This is a genomic window from Paenibacillus castaneae (assembly GCF_002884445.1).
GTDB classification, from domain to species: domain Bacteria; phylum Bacillota; class Bacilli; order Paenibacillales; family Paenibacillaceae; genus Pristimantibacillus; species Pristimantibacillus castaneae.
This window is the reverse complement of record NZ_KZ614144.1, coordinates 4,802,535-4,818,672: the sequence shown is the minus strand read 5'-3', so window position 1 is coordinate 4,818,672 and position 16,138 is coordinate 4,802,535. Positions and strand designations below refer to the sequence as shown.

The 16,138-nt window shown below is 39.5% G+C and carries 16 protein-coding genes and 1 riboswitch; of the genes, 13 read left to right on the top strand and 3 right to left on the bottom strand.

Going from position 1 to position 16,138, the window contains the following annotated elements:
* Positions 1-40: 40 nt before the first annotated feature.
* The 5 genes from CEF13_RS21615 to sinI all read left to right on the top strand — a co-directional run bounded on the left by CEF13_RS21615 (position 41) and on the right by sinI (position 6,709).
* On the top strand, positions 41-1,621 hold the full coding sequence (locus CEF13_RS21615) for a lipopolysaccharide biosynthesis protein (protein ID WP_102713888.1): 1,581 nt from the start codon (positions 41-43) through the stop codon (positions 1,619-1,621).
* A 50-nt stretch (positions 1,622-1,671) separates the two neighbouring features.
* Positions 1,672-3,978 carry a right-handed parallel beta-helix repeat-containing protein gene (locus CEF13_RS21610; protein WP_102713886.1) on the top strand — a complete coding sequence of 769 codons (2,307 nt, stop codon included), beginning with the start codon at positions 1,672-1,674 and terminating at the stop codon, positions 3,976-3,978.
* Positions 3,979-4,107: 129 nt separating this feature from the next.
* Positions 4,108-5,148, top strand: a complete 1,041-nt coding sequence (gene galE, locus CEF13_RS21605; protein ID WP_102713884.1) for a UDP-glucose 4-epimerase GalE — start codon at positions 4,108-4,110, stop codon at positions 5,146-5,148.
* Between the two features lie 36 nt (positions 5,149-5,184).
* Entirely contained in the window at positions 5,185-6,294 is a 1,110-nt protein-coding gene (locus CEF13_RS21600) for an acyltransferase family protein (RefSeq protein WP_102713882.1), read from the top strand.
* Positions 6,295-6,444: 150 nt separating this feature from the next.
* Positions 6,445-6,528, top strand: a riboswitch (cyclic di-GMP riboswitch).
* A gap of 16 nt (positions 6,529-6,544) precedes the next feature.
* Positions 6,545-6,709: a DNA-binding anti-repressor SinI gene (sinI, locus tag CEF13_RS28595; protein WP_146022747.1), complete on the top strand. Its 165-nt coding sequence runs from the start codon at positions 6,545-6,547 to the stop codon at positions 6,707-6,709.
* Between the two features lie 8 nt (positions 6,710-6,717).
* Here sinI and CEF13_RS21595 read toward each other — a convergent pair whose 3' ends face one another.
* Positions 6,718-7,050: a helix-turn-helix domain-containing protein gene (locus CEF13_RS21595; RefSeq protein WP_102713880.1), complete on the bottom strand. Its 333-nt coding sequence runs from the start codon at positions 7,048-7,050 to the stop codon at positions 6,718-6,720.
* A gap of 295 nt (positions 7,051-7,345) precedes the next feature.
* Between CEF13_RS21595 and CEF13_RS21590 the strand changes: the two genes are divergently transcribed.
* From CEF13_RS21590 to CEF13_RS21565, 7 genes are all read left to right on the top strand, one after another.
* Complete coding sequence (locus CEF13_RS21590; RefSeq protein ID WP_102713878.1) at positions 7,346-9,280, top strand: asparagine synthase-related protein; 1,935 nt, start codon at positions 7,346-7,348, stop codon at positions 9,278-9,280.
* 15 nt (positions 9,281-9,295) lie between these two features.
* Positions 9,296-9,433, top strand: a complete 138-nt coding sequence (locus CEF13_RS28590; RefSeq protein WP_146022746.1) for a paeninodin family lasso peptide — start codon at positions 9,296-9,298, stop codon at positions 9,431-9,433.
* Between the two features lie 91 nt (positions 9,434-9,524).
* Positions 9,525-10,454: a phosphoenolpyruvate carboxykinase (ATP) gene (locus CEF13_RS21585; RefSeq protein WP_102713876.1), complete on the top strand. Its 930-nt coding sequence runs from the start codon at positions 9,525-9,527 to the stop codon at positions 10,452-10,454.
* Positions 10,455-10,457: 3 nt separating this feature from the next.
* Positions 10,458-10,781, top strand: a complete 324-nt coding sequence (locus tag CEF13_RS21580; RefSeq protein ID WP_102713874.1) for a lasso peptide biosynthesis PqqD family chaperone — start codon at positions 10,458-10,460, stop codon at positions 10,779-10,781.
* Between the two features lie 15 nt (positions 10,782-10,796).
* Entirely contained in the window at positions 10,797-11,252 is a 456-nt protein-coding gene (locus CEF13_RS21575; RefSeq protein WP_102713872.1) for a lasso peptide biosynthesis B2 protein, read from the top strand.
* 24 nt (positions 11,253-11,276) lie between these two features.
* Positions 11,277-13,082, top strand: a complete 1,806-nt coding sequence (locus CEF13_RS21570; protein ID WP_102713870.1) for an ABC transporter ATP-binding protein — start codon at positions 11,277-11,279, stop codon at positions 13,080-13,082.
* A 63-nt stretch (positions 13,083-13,145) separates the two neighbouring features.
* A complete protein-coding gene (locus CEF13_RS21565; protein WP_102713868.1) occupies positions 13,146-13,910 on the top strand; it encodes a metallophosphoesterase in 765 nt (254 codons plus the stop codon).
* Positions 13,911-14,046: 136 nt separating this feature from the next.
* Here the strand turns inward: CEF13_RS21565 and CEF13_RS21560 are convergent, their stop codons facing one another.
* Positions 14,047-14,322, bottom strand: coding sequence for a hypothetical protein (locus tag CEF13_RS21560; RefSeq protein ID WP_102713866.1), 276 nt, complete (start codon positions 14,320-14,322; stop codon positions 14,047-14,049).
* A 51-nt stretch (positions 14,323-14,373) separates the two neighbouring features.
* On the bottom strand, positions 14,374-14,670 hold the full coding sequence (locus tag CEF13_RS21555) for a DUF3055 domain-containing protein (RefSeq protein ID WP_208414391.1): 297 nt from the start codon (positions 14,668-14,670) through the stop codon (positions 14,374-14,376).
* Between the two features lie 241 nt (positions 14,671-14,911).
* Here CEF13_RS21555 and CEF13_RS21550 point away from each other — a divergent pair, with 241 nt between their 5' ends.
* Positions 14,912-15,904, top strand: a complete 993-nt coding sequence (locus tag CEF13_RS21550; RefSeq protein WP_102713864.1) for an HRDC domain-containing protein — start codon at positions 14,912-14,914, stop codon at positions 15,902-15,904.
* Positions 15,905-16,138 lie beyond the last annotated feature (234 nt).

Below are 16,138 nucleotides of genomic sequence, written 5' to 3'. Positions count from 1 at the left end.
TAATTTTTCAAAACATGGTTTTATCAGATAGGAGCATAAGATGAGAGTCAAAAGCTCATTGCTGAATATATCAGCTGGTATAGGAAACCAAATTATTATTACTGCATTAAGCTTGATATCAAGAACGGTATTTATCAACAGTCTAGGAATTGAGTACTTAGGGATTAACGGACTATTTACGAGCATTCTTGCCATGCTAACTTTGGCAGAGGCGGGTATTGGCGCAAGTATTGTTTATAATTTGTATAAGCCGGTTGCTGACAATAATCAGCCGAAAATACTGGCATTAATGCAGCTATACAAAAAAGCGTATCTCTTTATAGCGGCTTTCATCATGCTACTTGGATTAGCTCTTATGCCTTTTCTTGATCTATTCATCAAAGACACAAGCATAGAGCATATCGCTTTTATATATTTCTTATTTCTTGTGAATACAGCAGCACCCTATTTATTTGTTTACAAAAATTCATTTCTAAATGTAAGCCAAAAAAATTATATTGTTACAGCTGTTTTCTCCATATCCGCCATAATATCCACCTGCATGAAAATCGCCATTTTATATTATACAGAAAATTTCATCCTGTATCTTGCGATCGAAAGCATCATCTCGATTATTACCTCTATTACACTCGCTGCTATTGTAGACAAAATGTATCCATTCTTGAAGCAGAAGCTCGTAACTAAGCTGGATCCGGAAACGAAGGCTAACTTTATTAAGAATATGAAAGCGATTATGCTTCAAAATGTAGGCAATTACTTTATTTTCGGCGTAGACGGCATCCTCATCTCTTCGTTTGTCAGCTTATCTGCAGTAGGGCTATATTCGAATTATAAAATGTTAATTGAGCTGTGCCGGACGTTCCTTAATCAAGTATTTACCAATATGTATCACAGCTTAGGCAATTTAGTTGCAAAGGAAAGCGCTGCTGCTATTTATCGAATTTTCAAGGTTACATTTCTACTCAATTTTTGGCTGTATTCTTTATTGTCCATTGGGCTGTACTTATTAGTCGAACCGTTGATATTGGTATGGATCGGTCCTGAGTTTCGAATGGCGAACGCCGTATTGCTTCTTCTAGTGCTCGCTTTCTATGAAAGGGGAATGCGCAATTCCTTAACGGCTGTGAAATCGACAGCGGGCATTTTCCACGAGGATCGTTTTGCTCCCATGTTTCAAGCGGCATTAAATCTTGGCATTTCACTTGTACTTGTGCATTATATGGGGATTGCGGGTATATTCATTGGAACCCTTCTAAGTGCATTACTGGTTCCATTCTGGTATACACCTATGCTTGTATACAAAAAGGTGTTTGAGCAGCCCGTTGGTTTTTACTATAAAAAATATCTTTATTATACGTTCATCGGCTTAGCAGCCTTTTTCTTCTCGAAAGTCGCCATTAGTTTGATTACCTCCACGACTATTATTGGACTGCTGATTAAAGGCGTGATTTGCGTGTTAGTTGTTAATATTTGTTATACAGCCGTATTTTTCAAGACGGATGAGTTCAAGTATTTGCTTGGTATTGCTAAAGGCTTATTAAACAAAATACCAAGATTCAATCCTCTTTTACAAAAGTCTATGAAACGCGATCACAATATAGAGGTTGGCGGAAATAAGTAACCTTTCACTGACAGACCACATACGTTGAAAGTAAAACCGAGGTGAAGGCTATGAATCCAAACGGATCCTATCGAATTGAGCTAGATCGTTTTAAGATTAGCAACAATAGCATGAATGCAATGGACACGGCGGACGGTATTAATGCAGCGATTGTTTGGGCTAGATCAGAAGGATACACTCATGTTATTTTGCCTAGGGGCACCTATAGCGTAAGAATGAACCCGAATAGTTTAGTTGCAATTGATCTACTAAGCGGCATTCATTTAGAGCTTGAGCAAGGCTGCGTGATTACAATAGAAGCTAATTCATCCCCTAGCTATTCGATTATTCAAATGAAAGGGATCAGTCAAGCGAAGCTGTCGGGTGGAAAACTCGTCGGCGATAAGAAGAACCATACCTACGATATGACTGTGAAATTTGTAAGAGGCGGGGTTAACGCGGACGGAGCACTAAATAATGATCCTGCTTGGATACGGAGTGAGGTTATTGACCGCTATGCTAACCCAGGATTGCTTGCAAGCTTCAGACTTTGGAGTATAAGCGGAGTAAATGCAACGGGATATCAATTTTATCAATATAAAGACAGCATATCCAAGGATACTTTGGTAGGGTCGAGGACGAACGGCTTGTTTGCTCCAGCCAGTACTGCAGGAAGAGGCTGGTTCCTCAATGAAGAAGGAGATATTACGAAAAACAACAAAATGATATTCGCCATAAAGCCTGGCACGGCGCTGACGGATAATCAAATAGCCGATATTCAGGCTAAAATAGATCATTCATCCTACACGCATGAAATGGGCAGGGGTATCGGTGTATTAGGCTCCAACCATGTAGATATTTGCGGGGTGGAAATATTAAATTGTACAGGTGACGGAATTTTTACTACGTGGCAGCAATATTTAATAGATCCTGCTTTGTATACGCAAGAGCAAATGGGACAATTTATACGTATTTATGATTGTCATATCCATCATTGCAGGAGACAAGGCATTTCGATTTGTTCATCCAATGATACACATATCTATCGCAATAGAATTCATGATATAGGCTATGACGATGATGGAATTACGACGAATTTTCGCAATGGCACACCTCCAATGTTTGGGATAGACATAGAATCTATGTTCAGCGAAACAAATATTCCATTTAAAAATGCTGATCGACCGAATGGTATAGAGCTTAATTATAGAGTACGAGTCTCTGACAACTATATTTATAACAATGCAAGAGGCCACTTTATTAATGCGGATGGTACAGATGTCGTTATTCAGAATAATACCTTTGAAGGTTATAATGTTGGCGGAGTGGGTTCCAATTCGAATTTCAGCGCAGTTAAATTTTTGGATAATACGTTTAACTCATGCGACTTAACAGTACAAGGCAATAATTTTGTAAACGGCGGCGTATTTAATAAAGGGAATCTGAAGCTGCTCGATGTGAAAGGCGCGGTTATTCAAAATTGCCAGCTGAAAGAGGGAAAGGTTAATGGTTCCAGCGTATATGGTTATTTTGGGACACCAATCACTAATGTAGTTGGAAGCACCTTCACGTATGCTGCAGCACACGGTATGGGTAACGGAGCACAAATTGTTTTTGAGCAATGGGTGGGCCAGGTTCCTACGGGTATAAGTATCGATAAGCTATATTACACGGTTAATATTACAGCTACGAGCTTTCAAGTATCGGAAACCTTAGGTGGAGCACCAGTCATTCTGAAAGACGCTGGCCTGCCAGGGTTCAACATAAGCCGTTTCAATTACGGCAGATGCTATATGACGAATATAACAATCGAAAGAGATTGGCGTCCCGATAACGCTTTGCTTCAAGGCATTAATCTTTTTTTAACCGGCGCTGTTATGGAGAACATTAAAGTGAAAAATTATGATTTTGCACTTTTGGTGCCTCAAGATTATGCAGGCAGGCCCAATATATTAAGAGGCGTAACGCTAGTTGAAGGATCTGCACGCCTTGAGGGCTGCCATGTCAGCAATGGAGAATTTATGAGAGCTAAATCAGTCACCTTGGGAGCTATGGATATTCAGCTTGGCTCTACCGATGATAAATTCAATAGACAAGTTACGGTGCGAAACTCGATTTTTCATAACTTAGGTGTTTTTATGGATGGAAACAGTCTATTGACAGGATGTACGCTAATCAACTCATCAATTGGCAGGGCGAATAATACGAAAAAAGCTGTCGTCTCCCTTTCTTATCTTGAAAACACGAAATTGAATTTTATTTGGCTCAATATGAATCAATCAGCAACAGTAGTGAAAAATGTGTTTAAAGGGGTTTCTATTGCAGGATCTAGCCCTTACTTGAGTCTTGTTGATAATACGGATTTAGGCAAAATATAAATAAAACATCGCAAATTGATCCTTGTGGTTCTCTTCTTTTTAAAGAACTGCAAGGAATATATTTGATACATAGTTTTTTATTGAGAACAAATACTAATTTTATAATGAACAATAAGGAGGTTTTTTAAAATGGCTATATTAATAACAGGCGGGGCTGGTTATATAGGAAGTCATACATGTGTTGAGCTCCTGGAAGCGGGCTATGAGGTTGTCGTTGTCGATAATTTATCGAACAGCAGCGAAGTATCGATAAACCGTGTCACTGGAATTACAAAAAAATCCTTTGCGTTTTACGAGATGGATCTCTTGGATCGGGAAGGTCTAGATAAGGTATTCACAAAGCACTCCATTGATGCAGTCATCCACTTAGCAGGTCTCAAAGCTGTTGGAGAGTCTGTTCGAATGCCACTATCCTATTATCATACTAATATAATGAGCACATTGGTTCTTTGTGAGGTTATGAAGGAGCATAACGTACATAAGCTTGTATTCAGCTCATCCGCAACAGTCTACGGCTTGCCGGAGCAGGTTCCCATTGTGGAAGACTCCTCGTTAGGAGCGACAAATCCTTATGGACGAACGAAGCTTATGCTCGAGCAAATCTTACAGGACCTAGCTGAGTCGAATGAGCGATGGGGCATTTCCATATTACGTTATTTCAATCCAGTAGGGGCACATCAGAGCGGACAAATCGGAGAAAATCCGAATGGTATACCGAATAACTTAATGCCATATATATCGCAAGTAGCAGTTGGAAAGCTGGCGCAGGTAAATGTATTTGGCAATGATTATCCTACAATCGATGGCACAGGAGTAAGAGATTATATACATGTCGTGGATCTAGCCAAAGGACATTTGCGGGCGTTAGAGAAGCAGCTAGACATATCTGGTGTCCACATCTACAACCTTGGAACGGGGCGTGGATACAGCGTACTAGAGATGATTACGGCGTTTGAGAGCGTAACTGGACAATCAGTTCCCTACAGAATAGTCGAAAGAAGACCTGGCGATATAGGCTTATGTTATGCAGATACGGCAAAGGCAAACATGGAACTGGGCTGGTTCGCCACTCGCAGCATAGAAGAAATGTGCCAGGATACATGGCGCTGGCAAAGGTTGAATCCGAACGGATATGAAGGAGAGAAGATTCATCATTTATTAACCAATTAATAAATATGAGCTGACTTAAGGCAAGGGGGAAGAAACGTGGAGTTTTCCAAAAGTGATATGAACGTATTAAAAGGGATTGCAATTCTATTTATGGTAATTCTTCATTTGTTTTGCACGAAAGAGGTTAATGGATTATATGAAACCTTTCCGACAATAGATGGTGTACCATTTGTATATTATTTAGCCTTGTTCGGTGATGCATGTGTCCCTATCTATTGCTTCGCAAGTGGATATGGTTTATTCCTGATTTATAATTCCGGCAAGTTGAGTATTAAAAATAATTTTAATAGAATATTTAGGCTGCTAATTAACTTTTGGATCGTACTCATTCTGTTTGTTTTGATTGGTTATATTGCCGGAAAAGGTGCGCTATATCCTGGAAGCACAGTTAAATTTATAAAGAACTTCTTTATATTAAGCAGTTCCTATAATGGTGCTTGGTGGTTTTTGCAGACTTATGTTATTCTTGTTCTTCTCTCACCTTCGTTAATGAAAATAGTTAGCAAATATCATTCTATATTTTTGATTATATGTACAGGGTTAATCTATTTATTAAGTTATGTAGAGCGTATAAAAAATATTGTAGACTTAAGTGATTTTCCATTATTAAATAGTTTTATGCATGCCATTGTATTAGTTGGTACATCGCTCTTGCCATTTATAGTAGGTTCATTATTTGCTAAAGAACGTATCTATTCAAAAATTTATAATTTAGTGAATAAGTTAAGGTTTAAAAATATAATTTGTATATTTGGTATATTATGTTTAGTGTTGCTGCACTCGTTTTATCAATCAATGATTATTGCGCCTATAACAGCTATTTTATTTATATGCTTTTTCAGTCTACTTAATAAAAGTGTTCAAATTCAAATGTTATTAAAATATTTGAGTGCTCATTCCACTAATATCTGGTTGACACATATGTTTTTCTATATGAATTTCTTTCCTAGTCTTGTGTTCTATCCTAGATACCCACTTCTGATTTTTGTTTGGTTAATTATTTTATGTTTAATTTCATCCTATATTATTAATTTGATTAATAATCCTATCATTCAGTTGTATAATCAAAAATTAGCTACATTGAAAAACAGAAGGATTAATTTAAATAGTGCAACAGCTAATGCTAAAGATGAATTTGGAGTTTGATTCCACAAATTATCAAATCAAGTAGTTAACTAAACAGATAGAAACACTCATGATTTTCGACAAAAATCCCAAATATTTCTTATTTTCAAGAGACATGAAGCGACAGCATGCGCAATCGGGTTGTTCTATAATACATAAAGGAAGTGAATGACAAGCATGGGAGACGAAGAAATACGTTTAGTATCTGGGCACCTTAAACGTATGGAGTCAGTGGTGCAACCGCCCCGAATTGAATGGGGGAAATGAAATTATGATGCTTACAAAGTTAGAGGACAATCATGAATTGGATAGCGAATGGGTTGCACTAATTATGAATGCCAGGGCGAAGGGCTTCAGCAAAGAGGATATTCGCAAAGTGCTGCTATGCATTCAAGAAAGTGCAAAGGGTGAAATGGAAGAAGAAACGGCTGTATAAAAAAAGCGCTATTCGCGCTTAATTTTCCATTTATTAAATTCCAAGAACTCTTTGAATTGATCCTTGCTTACGCCCGAGGACATGGCCTCTCGGACTAAATTGGTCCATTCGTTATCAAGTTGATCGGGCTTTTGAGCCGAATCCTCATCACTATTTATAAAATCTTCAACCGTAACGTTTAAGACATTTCCAATCTTTTCGAGAAACTGGATCGATGGATTTTGTTGAAGACCTCGTTCTATTGAACTTAAATAAGATTTCGCTACGCCTGCCCTCTGAGAAAGCTCAGTAAGGGATAGGCCTTTTCTTTTGCGCAGACTTTGAATGCGTTCTCCGATCATAACAAAACTCCTCCGTTACCACATCGTTGCTTACTCCTTTCTATTATAACGAATAATATCAAATTGCGAAAGCGTGTTAGCTATAAAAAATTCCAACCTAATCAATAGGTAAGACTGTTTTTAATAAAGAACAATAATTAATATAATTTGTAATTTATCGCTAAAAATAGATTGACAAAGGTTATTTTCAAATGTATTATACAACTATGTTCTTAATAAAGAACTGTTTATCGAAATAGTTAATGTCGTTATTGTTCTAAATATAGAACGACTTCATATACAGCAGGAGGAATATATGAGCGCCATCGCAGGAGTTTATCACATGAATACGGATAATCAGACACGGGAACAGGGCAACAGCATGATGGAAGCTTTATCCCATTATCCTTGTGATACGTCCCAATCCTGGCAGAAGGATAATGTATTCCTTGGCTGCCATAACCAGTGGATAACGCCAGAATCGATTGGTGAACGTAATCCTTATTATGATTCAGATAGACGATTAGTTATTATTGCTGATGCAATAATTGATAATCGTAAGGAGTTATTCCAATTGCTTGATGTTAGGAATGATTTCAGAGATCAAATGACAGATGCGCAGCTGATTTTACTTTCCTATTCGAAGTGGGGTGTAGAATCACCAAAATATCTAATCGGTGATTTTGTCTTCATCATTTGGGATGAACGAGAGCAAAGGGTGTTTGCAGCTAGGGATTTCTCAGGCAGTCGAACTTTGTATTATCACTGGAATGGCGAGAGACTCGCTATGTGTACGACAATGAAAGCATTGTTCAATCTCCCTAATGTTGAAAAGCAGCTAAATGAACAATGGTTAGCCCAGTTTTTGGCTATCAGCACTGTCGTTGATGCAGTTGACATTACACAAAACGTGTTTAAGGATATTTGGCAACTGCCACCCTCGCATTGCATTACCATTGAGGACGGTAGATTAAAGGTAATGAGGTATTTTACTCTTTCTGTTGGGAAGAAGATACATTTCAAATCAGATGAACAATATGTAGAGGCATTCCAAGCTGTTTTTCAAGAGGCAGTAGATGCAAGGTTGAGAACTCATCGGCAGGTAGGTTCGCAGCTAAGTGGAGGATTGGATTCGGGGGCGGTTGTAGGCTTTGCGGCGAAGACACTTCGTCCCTTGGATAAGCAAATTCACACGTTCAGTTATACACCTTCTAATGAATTTATCGATTATACGCCACGTCATATGATTGCAAATGAAACACCATACATAAATTCAACAGTACAATACGTCGGTGGAATAAATCCGAATTATCTTGATTTTGCAGATAGAAACTCTTATTCAGAGATTGATCCCTGTCTGGACGCGCTCGAAATGCCTTATAAATATTTTTCAAACTCCTTTTGGATAAGAGGAATATTTGAAAAAGCAGCAGAGCAGGATGTTGGCGTCCTGCTAACGGGGGCCCGCGGAAATCTGACAATATCCTGGGGAGAGGCTTTAACTAATTATGTGCTGCTCTTTAAGAAACTAAAATGGATTCGTTTGCAGAATGAACTGAAGGCGTACAGCAAGAATATGAGGACAGGACGTGCTCGTTTGCTGTCCCTTATGTCAAAAGAAGCAATACCTATGTTGGATAGAAGTACCGAAGTCCAAGATCCTTTTAAACCGATTATTAATAAGGAGTTTGCCAGAAAGACTAAGGTATTTGATCAACTTAGGGAACATGGAATGGATGAGTCGGGCTGGTTTACCGAAACGAATATTTTTAATTTGAGAAAACAGCATTTCGAAGATCCATTCACATGGATTTCGACCAACACAGCGATGTCGAAATTTTCATTGCCTACTGCCGTATGGAGCCGAGATCCTACTAATGATATTAGAGTTATTCGTTTTTGTTTATCTGTGCCAGAAGACCAATATGTTTATAACGGTTATAACCGTGCACTAATTCGGCGGGCAACCGTAGGCATGCTCCCTGATGAAGTAAGGTTAAATCAGCACATTCGCGGTGTACAAGGCGCTGATTGGATACATCGTATGCAACCTGACTGGCATTCCTTTATTATGGAAGCGGAAGAGATGAGCAGGGATTCAGCCATATTAGAATTTATTGATGGAAGCATGATAAAATCAGCCCTTTCCCGGTTCAAAAACAATGTGAAGCCTGAGCTGGCGTGGGAAGCAGAATTGCAAGAATTAATGTGGAGCTTAATCGTTTACCGGTTTATAAAACGTAATTTTTGAAAGGGGGTGATATATATGTCTTTAAAGCAATGGATAAAACCCGAGTTGGAAGTGCTTCAAGTAAATATGACAGAATTAGATCCGAAAAATGGTAAACATACGGATCAAACATTCCCTAGTGGAACTGATAGAGATCTACTTACTTGGAGTTAGTTTAAAAGTTTAAATCTTTAATTGAAAGCCCCTATACAGATGTTGTATATGGGCTTTCATCATTAGATAATTAATTACTGGAGTGGATAAAGTGCTGAGTGCAATGACTAGAGTTGGTTATATTGCTTTTGGTTTAAAGATATCAAGTGAGATTCAATTACCTGAGCTTGTTGTTATCAAAGGTGATATAGAACAATTTGATGTTGATGTCGAAGTAGTAATCGATTCAAAATTCATGCAAAGGTTAAATGTCGAAGCTATTGATCTTGAGGTGAATTCCGAATCAGTGACATTCCAGATACCTAATGCTGGAGTTTTCCGAGTTAGTTGTGGTAACAAAATCGTTGTTTCGCCGTATTCAAACGCAGATGAAGATCTTATACGATTGTATATTCTTGGTACCTGTATGGGTGTTGTTCTTATGCAAAGGTCAATATATCCGCTGCACGGAAGTGCAGTCGTGATTAATGGGAATGCTTATGCTATTGTTGGTGAATCTGGGGCCGGTAAGTCTACGCTTGCTTCTGCATTCACGAATCGTGGTTATCAGTTGGTTACCGATGATATTGTAGCTCTAACCTTCACTCCGTCTGAGGAGTTGCCGATCGTTACTCCGTCCTACCCACAGCAAAAACTCTGGCAGCAAAGCTTGGATGCTTTTGGTATCAACAACAAAGATTTGAGATCCATATTTGGTCGCGAATCGAAGTATTGTGTATCAATTGAGGATAGGTATTGTAATGATCCAATAAAGCTAGCTGGCATATTTGAATTGGAAAAGTCTGAAAATGATGAGATAAGCATACAAAGGGTGGGTAAGCTGGAGAGTCTGCCGCTGCTTTTTCAGAATACTTATAAACAATTTCTGATACCAAGAATGATGCTTTTAGATTGGCACTTTGGCTTTTCTACAAAGCTGGGAGAGAGATTACCCATTTATAGAATGAAGCGCTCAACAAAAGAGTTTTCCGCTCCACAATTGGTCGACCTGATATTAAAAAAGATTGAAACGGAGGGATAAATAATGATAGAAAAGTTGAAAAGCTATCAAACTGAAATACAAGATTTTTCACATCTGTTAGGAGCAAGTGTTTTTCGAGACGATGATAATATCGTTAGCGATATGGGGAATGAAAAAGTTATTTTAAGCGTGAAAAACGGGAAATATTATAATCTTGGTAATATGGGTAGTCAAATTTGGGATTTCCTTCAGAGTCCTATTGTTATCACAGATCTTATTGATAAGTTAACCGAACATTACGATGTTGAACGCTTAATCTGTGAAGAGCAATTACTTCCATTCCTTCAGCATCTATCGGAAGAAAACTTAATTCATATTCATGTATAAGGACTGGATCTAGCTATGGTATTTATAAGGAAATGCAAAGCGCTACTCTCATTAGATTACAAAACTGTATTACTATTTATAGAAGCACTTTTATATTTAGGATGGATAAGATTTCAGGTCCTCTATTTTCCTTTTAATAAGATAGCCCCAACACTAGGCATATTCATGAAGGAAACTGATTCTACGCATATTCAGAAAGATCACGAGATTTTGTCGAGAATTTATATTGCAATTGATGTGATGAATAGAAATACGTTTTGGGAGACTAAATGCTTGGTTAGAGCTATTGCAGCAATGAGAATGCTTGAAAAGCGCAAAATTGACAGCACATTATATTTAGGTACTGCAAAGGACGCTTCTGGAAAATTAATTGCCCATGCCTGGCTACGGAGCGGTGCTTTGTATATCACTGGCGCTGAAGAGATGAATGGGTTTACCATAACAGGCATGTTTGCCAAGCATGTTCAATGAATAAGAATGGAAAGTGATGAGTCTATGAATCACATCATTTATTTCACGAAAAAGCTTCAAAATTATGGGGGAAGAGCGCTTTATTTCAATTTGTTCGGTATGATGGTCATCGGTTTGTTAGATGGTATTGGAATTCTATTATTGGTCCCATTGCTGACTGTTATCGGAATTCTTGATATTCAAATCGCCCCAATTTCTGGCGCAGGTTATGTTGAGTTTCTACAGCATATGTCGAAGATACCAGCCTTAATGATCGTTCTTTCCCTCTTTTTAATTTTGGTTATCGCTCAAAGTCTGATTAGTCGAAAACTTGGCATTCGTGAAACGCAGCTTTTGACGGGCTTTATTAATAGTGTACGGTTAGAAATTTATAGTAGCTTTTTACAGGCTCATTGGAGCTTCTTTGTAAAGAGGAGAAAATCGGATTTAATAACATCTCTAACGGAAAATTTAGGTCGCGTTACAAATGGAGCGTACCTAGTGCTTCAATTTATTGCTTCAATTGCCTTCACAATTATTCAAATTGGCATAGCTTTTGTAATCTCAGCAAAGATGACACTTTTTATACTTGGATTTGGGATGATAGTTATTTTTCTCTCTCGTCGCTTTATCAAACAATCCCAATATCTTGGGAGCGAAGCTATAAGTCTTTACCAAGGATATATGGCAGGTATTACCGATCATTTCAATGGTATGAAAGATATCAAAAGCAATTCATTAGAGGCATCGCGTTATCGATGGATGCAAGATTGGACTCGGAAACAAGCGAAAGAGCGATATAATAATAGTAGAGTAAGAGGTAATTCTCAACTCATATATAAGTTGACGTCATCATTTATGATTGCTGTATTTATTTTTTTCTCTGTCACGTTGTTTCAACAAGAGGGAGGATATTTGCTGCTCATTATTGCCATTTTCGCTCGATTATGGCCACGTGTCACAGGCATTCAATCCAATTTAGAGCTTATTTCCTCTTCTATGCCTGCCTTTAAATCGTTAATGGAACTACACGAAGAATGCTTAAGCGCGCAAGAAGTGACGAATGTAATGCTTTATGAAATGGAGTCCGCAGAAGAATTAAAGTTAGAAAAATCTTTGGAGTGTCGGCATGTTTATTTTCGATATGACCAAGAGCAACCCCACTACACGCTCGAAGACATCAATTTACAAATTCCAGCTAATGGGATGACAGCGATTGTTGGACAATCCGGAGCAGGAAAAAGTACATTGGTTGACTTGATGATGGGACTAATGAAGCCGGAGCTCGGAAAAGTACTCATTGATGATAAGGTTCTAACTGATCAGGATATATTGTTCTTAAGAAAATCAATCAGCTATGTGCCACAGGATCCCTTTCTTTTCCATGGGAGTATAAGAGATAATTTACTAATGATTGATCCGAATGCTAGTGAGGATGGAATGTGGGAAGCGATGGAGTTCTCCTCCGCGGCTGAATTTGTACAAAAACTGCCGCAGGGCCTTGATACTGTAATCGGTGATCGAGGAGTGCGATTATCTGGCGGAGAGCGTCAAAGGCTTGTATTGGCAAGGGCTATTTTGCGCAAGCCCACGATTCTAATACTGGATGAAGCGACCAGCGCTTTAGATACCGTAAATGAAACGAAAATTCAACAAGCAATTGAAAGGCTGAAGGGCAGAATGACGGTTATTATTATAGCTCATCGATTGACAACCATTCGAAATTCCGATCAGGTTATTGTGCTGGATAAAGGCTCGATTGTGCAAGCAGGCAGCTTTACTAAGCTTTCGGAGGATAAAAGCGGTTTATTCAGCAGTTTACTCGGAAATCAACTCAAACTAGCATTGTAATCTCTTCTTTACTATACTTATACGATACAAGGCATCACGTCATGCATGTAAAGGAGCACATATATGGAAGTCATTCTTCTCATCACAGGATCGATCATTCTTTTGTATGCATTATTTATTTTTCCAACACAGTGGTTAAAAATAGAACGCATTAACAACCCCATCGGCATTCATAAGCGGGTATTACAAATCAGCGATCTTCACACAGATATGCTGAGAATAAGCGCGAAGCGAATTCGGAAGGTTATTGATGCGAATAAACCGGATTATATTTTCTTGACTGGCGATTATACATACAAAGAACGTTATCTCCCCCGTACAGCCTATTATTTAAAAATGATAGCGGATAGCGGAATTCCTATATATGCGGTTCTAGGCAACCATGATTATGAACTGCCGCGTCTAAGCAGGCTGCTCGATATATTTAAAGCTTACGGCATTCATGTCCTTCGTAATGAGTCTGTTTCCTTGCCAGAATTCCAACTGGTCGGGATAGACGATGATTGTACCAAACATAGCAAGATTGCGCGCGCATTGAGAAATGTTAATAATCGAGCGCCTATTGTCATTATTACACATGATCCTAACGTTTTGCTTCGAATAGAGCGACCCTACCAGTATTTAATGGCGGGCCATTTGCATGGCAAGCAGTTGAATGTACCGTACTTTTTTAAGTTTAAACCCAAAGGCCCGATTACAGCTAAAGGCATGTATAAAGGACTTCATCAAGGAAAGCATGGTCCTTTCTATATTTCCAAGGGGATTGGGCAAGCGGGTATAAATGCACGCTTTATGGTGAGAAGCGAGATGACAGTCCATGAGCTGTGACTGGAAGCTGGAAAAGGGTTGTTCCTCAAGTAGTCTTATCTACTTAAGGAGCAACCCCTTTAATCTTTTATGTTGATTTTTTAATTAAGCAGCTGATTACAAGCTTTTCCGAATGGTATAAGGTCAGCCGCTTTGTTCACGGTTCATCCTGTACTTCGGGAACGTTTCCGTATTCGTCTTCACCGGGATAGTCTCGTTTCAGTCCGGCATGAAGTGATCTGTTCTCGTAGTCGAACCGATTGGACGATCGTTGATCGATACGCCAAGGCGTACTCTTGCCCAGAGATTCCATCAGCAGATCGGAGCCATAAGGGCCTTCCGGAAATTCCTCCGGAATAAGGTCATTGCGCTGTGATTCCACCGTCGAAACGTCGGTATAAGGCTGACGATCTTCTTCAATAAATCGATCCATGTGCAAGCTCCTCCTGAATGGGTAATAGGCTACCCACTCAGTGTACCCATATTAATCGGTAAAATGCACCGCTCCTACCACAAAGTATAAAAACTGTACAAGCTCAGCTGCTTCCTCTTCGGTGAGCTTGAATGTATGCTCTAGATAGCCTTCTTCCTCCAAGTCGTCGGGACCAATAACCGCCGTTTTTCCAGACTGAAGATCGGTAATGAGTTTCTTTCCATAGAAACGATTTGTAGAAGTAACAGCGAGGTCAAATCGCTTCATGCCAGGCGTAATAAAAGTAACGAATCTGGTTACCGTTTGTTCGGTTGTATCAGACATAAAATCAAAATCAGGCAACAACATGTTGGATAGCCTCCGCTTCATTAGATACATTCATTATACAACAATAAAATGCTTGTAATAAAGAAATCATTATGATAGCATGAAGGCAATCGAATCATTGAACGTTGAGGAAGCACCTCTTCTGCCCTAGGGCAGAAGAGGTGCTTTTTTTTGTTTTTCGGCATCTAGACCTTTATCGGACTGCTCCTTGGCCGTTCAATTCATTCGTGACTACTTCTACCTATTGGAGGATTGAGAGAGTATGCAAATCGTATTTTTAAACACGTTTGAGAGGGCGGGCCAAGATCACCAAGTCGAAAGTGCGCAGTTATCTATTTGTGAGCGCCAAGGCCAATGGGCAGTGCTTTGGATGGAAGGGGAAGACAGCAATCCGCAAACGTGGTTCGAAGGGACGTCTTGGGAGGAGATGATGACTGCATTCCGGCATGGAGCCGCAAGAAAGATGGGGGAGGGCTATGCGCCCATTATTGATGGCATGCTGGAGGAGCGGCGTACAGCAGCTGGCAGTTTTGTATCAATGCTTCAATGCTACGGAGAGCTGCATTCTGACCAGGAGTTGTTTCAATCGCTGCGCGAATGGCGTCGTGCCAAAGCCATTTCGGAGAAGCGGTCTGCTTATCTAATCGCCACGAACCGGATGCTGTGGATGATCAGTACTTTTGTACCGAAAACATCCGATGAGCTGACCCAAATACCCGGTTGGGGAAATACGAAGCATGCATCTTATGGAACGGAGATGCTGGCTATTACGGAAGCTGCGCCGAGAGCGACAGATTTCCCGCTGCAATGGGTAACGGAGAAGCTTGATTCCGCTGCTTACACGCAGTGGCTGTTCAAGCAAAAGGAAACTAAATATAAAAACCAAATGGATCGCCAGCAAGCTAAAAAGCATATTTTGAACACGGTGCAGCAAGGCGGCTCTCTGGAGCAGCTGCAGTCCGAGTTGGAGCTTTCAAGGCGCGAGCTTATGGATCGGATTGAGCAGCTTGAGCAGGAGGGATATGATTTCGAATCCCTTATTGCTAGGGAACTGGTAGAGGTGCCGGAAGACGAGAAGCAGCTTGTCTGGGATACAATGTCCTTAGTGGGAGACAAGTATTTGAAGCCGGTATTGCAGCAGGTATACGGCACAGTGGAATCATCGCAGTTGGACAAACCAGTCGATGTGCTATATGAGCGGCTGCGGCTAATCCGGCTCCAATATCGAAGAAGCCTTGCGATTAAAGCGGTTTAAAAAGTCCAATCACCTTGTAGTGCGGATGAAGCTCCTTCTATATAGAAGGAGCTTTCATTTGTTCAGAATGTCCAGCTCAGCGGAATGAAACAATAAGCCCTTGCGATAAGGAAAATCGACCTCCGATTACATGTATATTCATTCGTCATAAGATTCAAGAAACTAGTTCTTAAGTTCCAATATTTTTATTTATAGTATACTTGTCCTAGTAGTTTAGGTATAATGGAAATTACA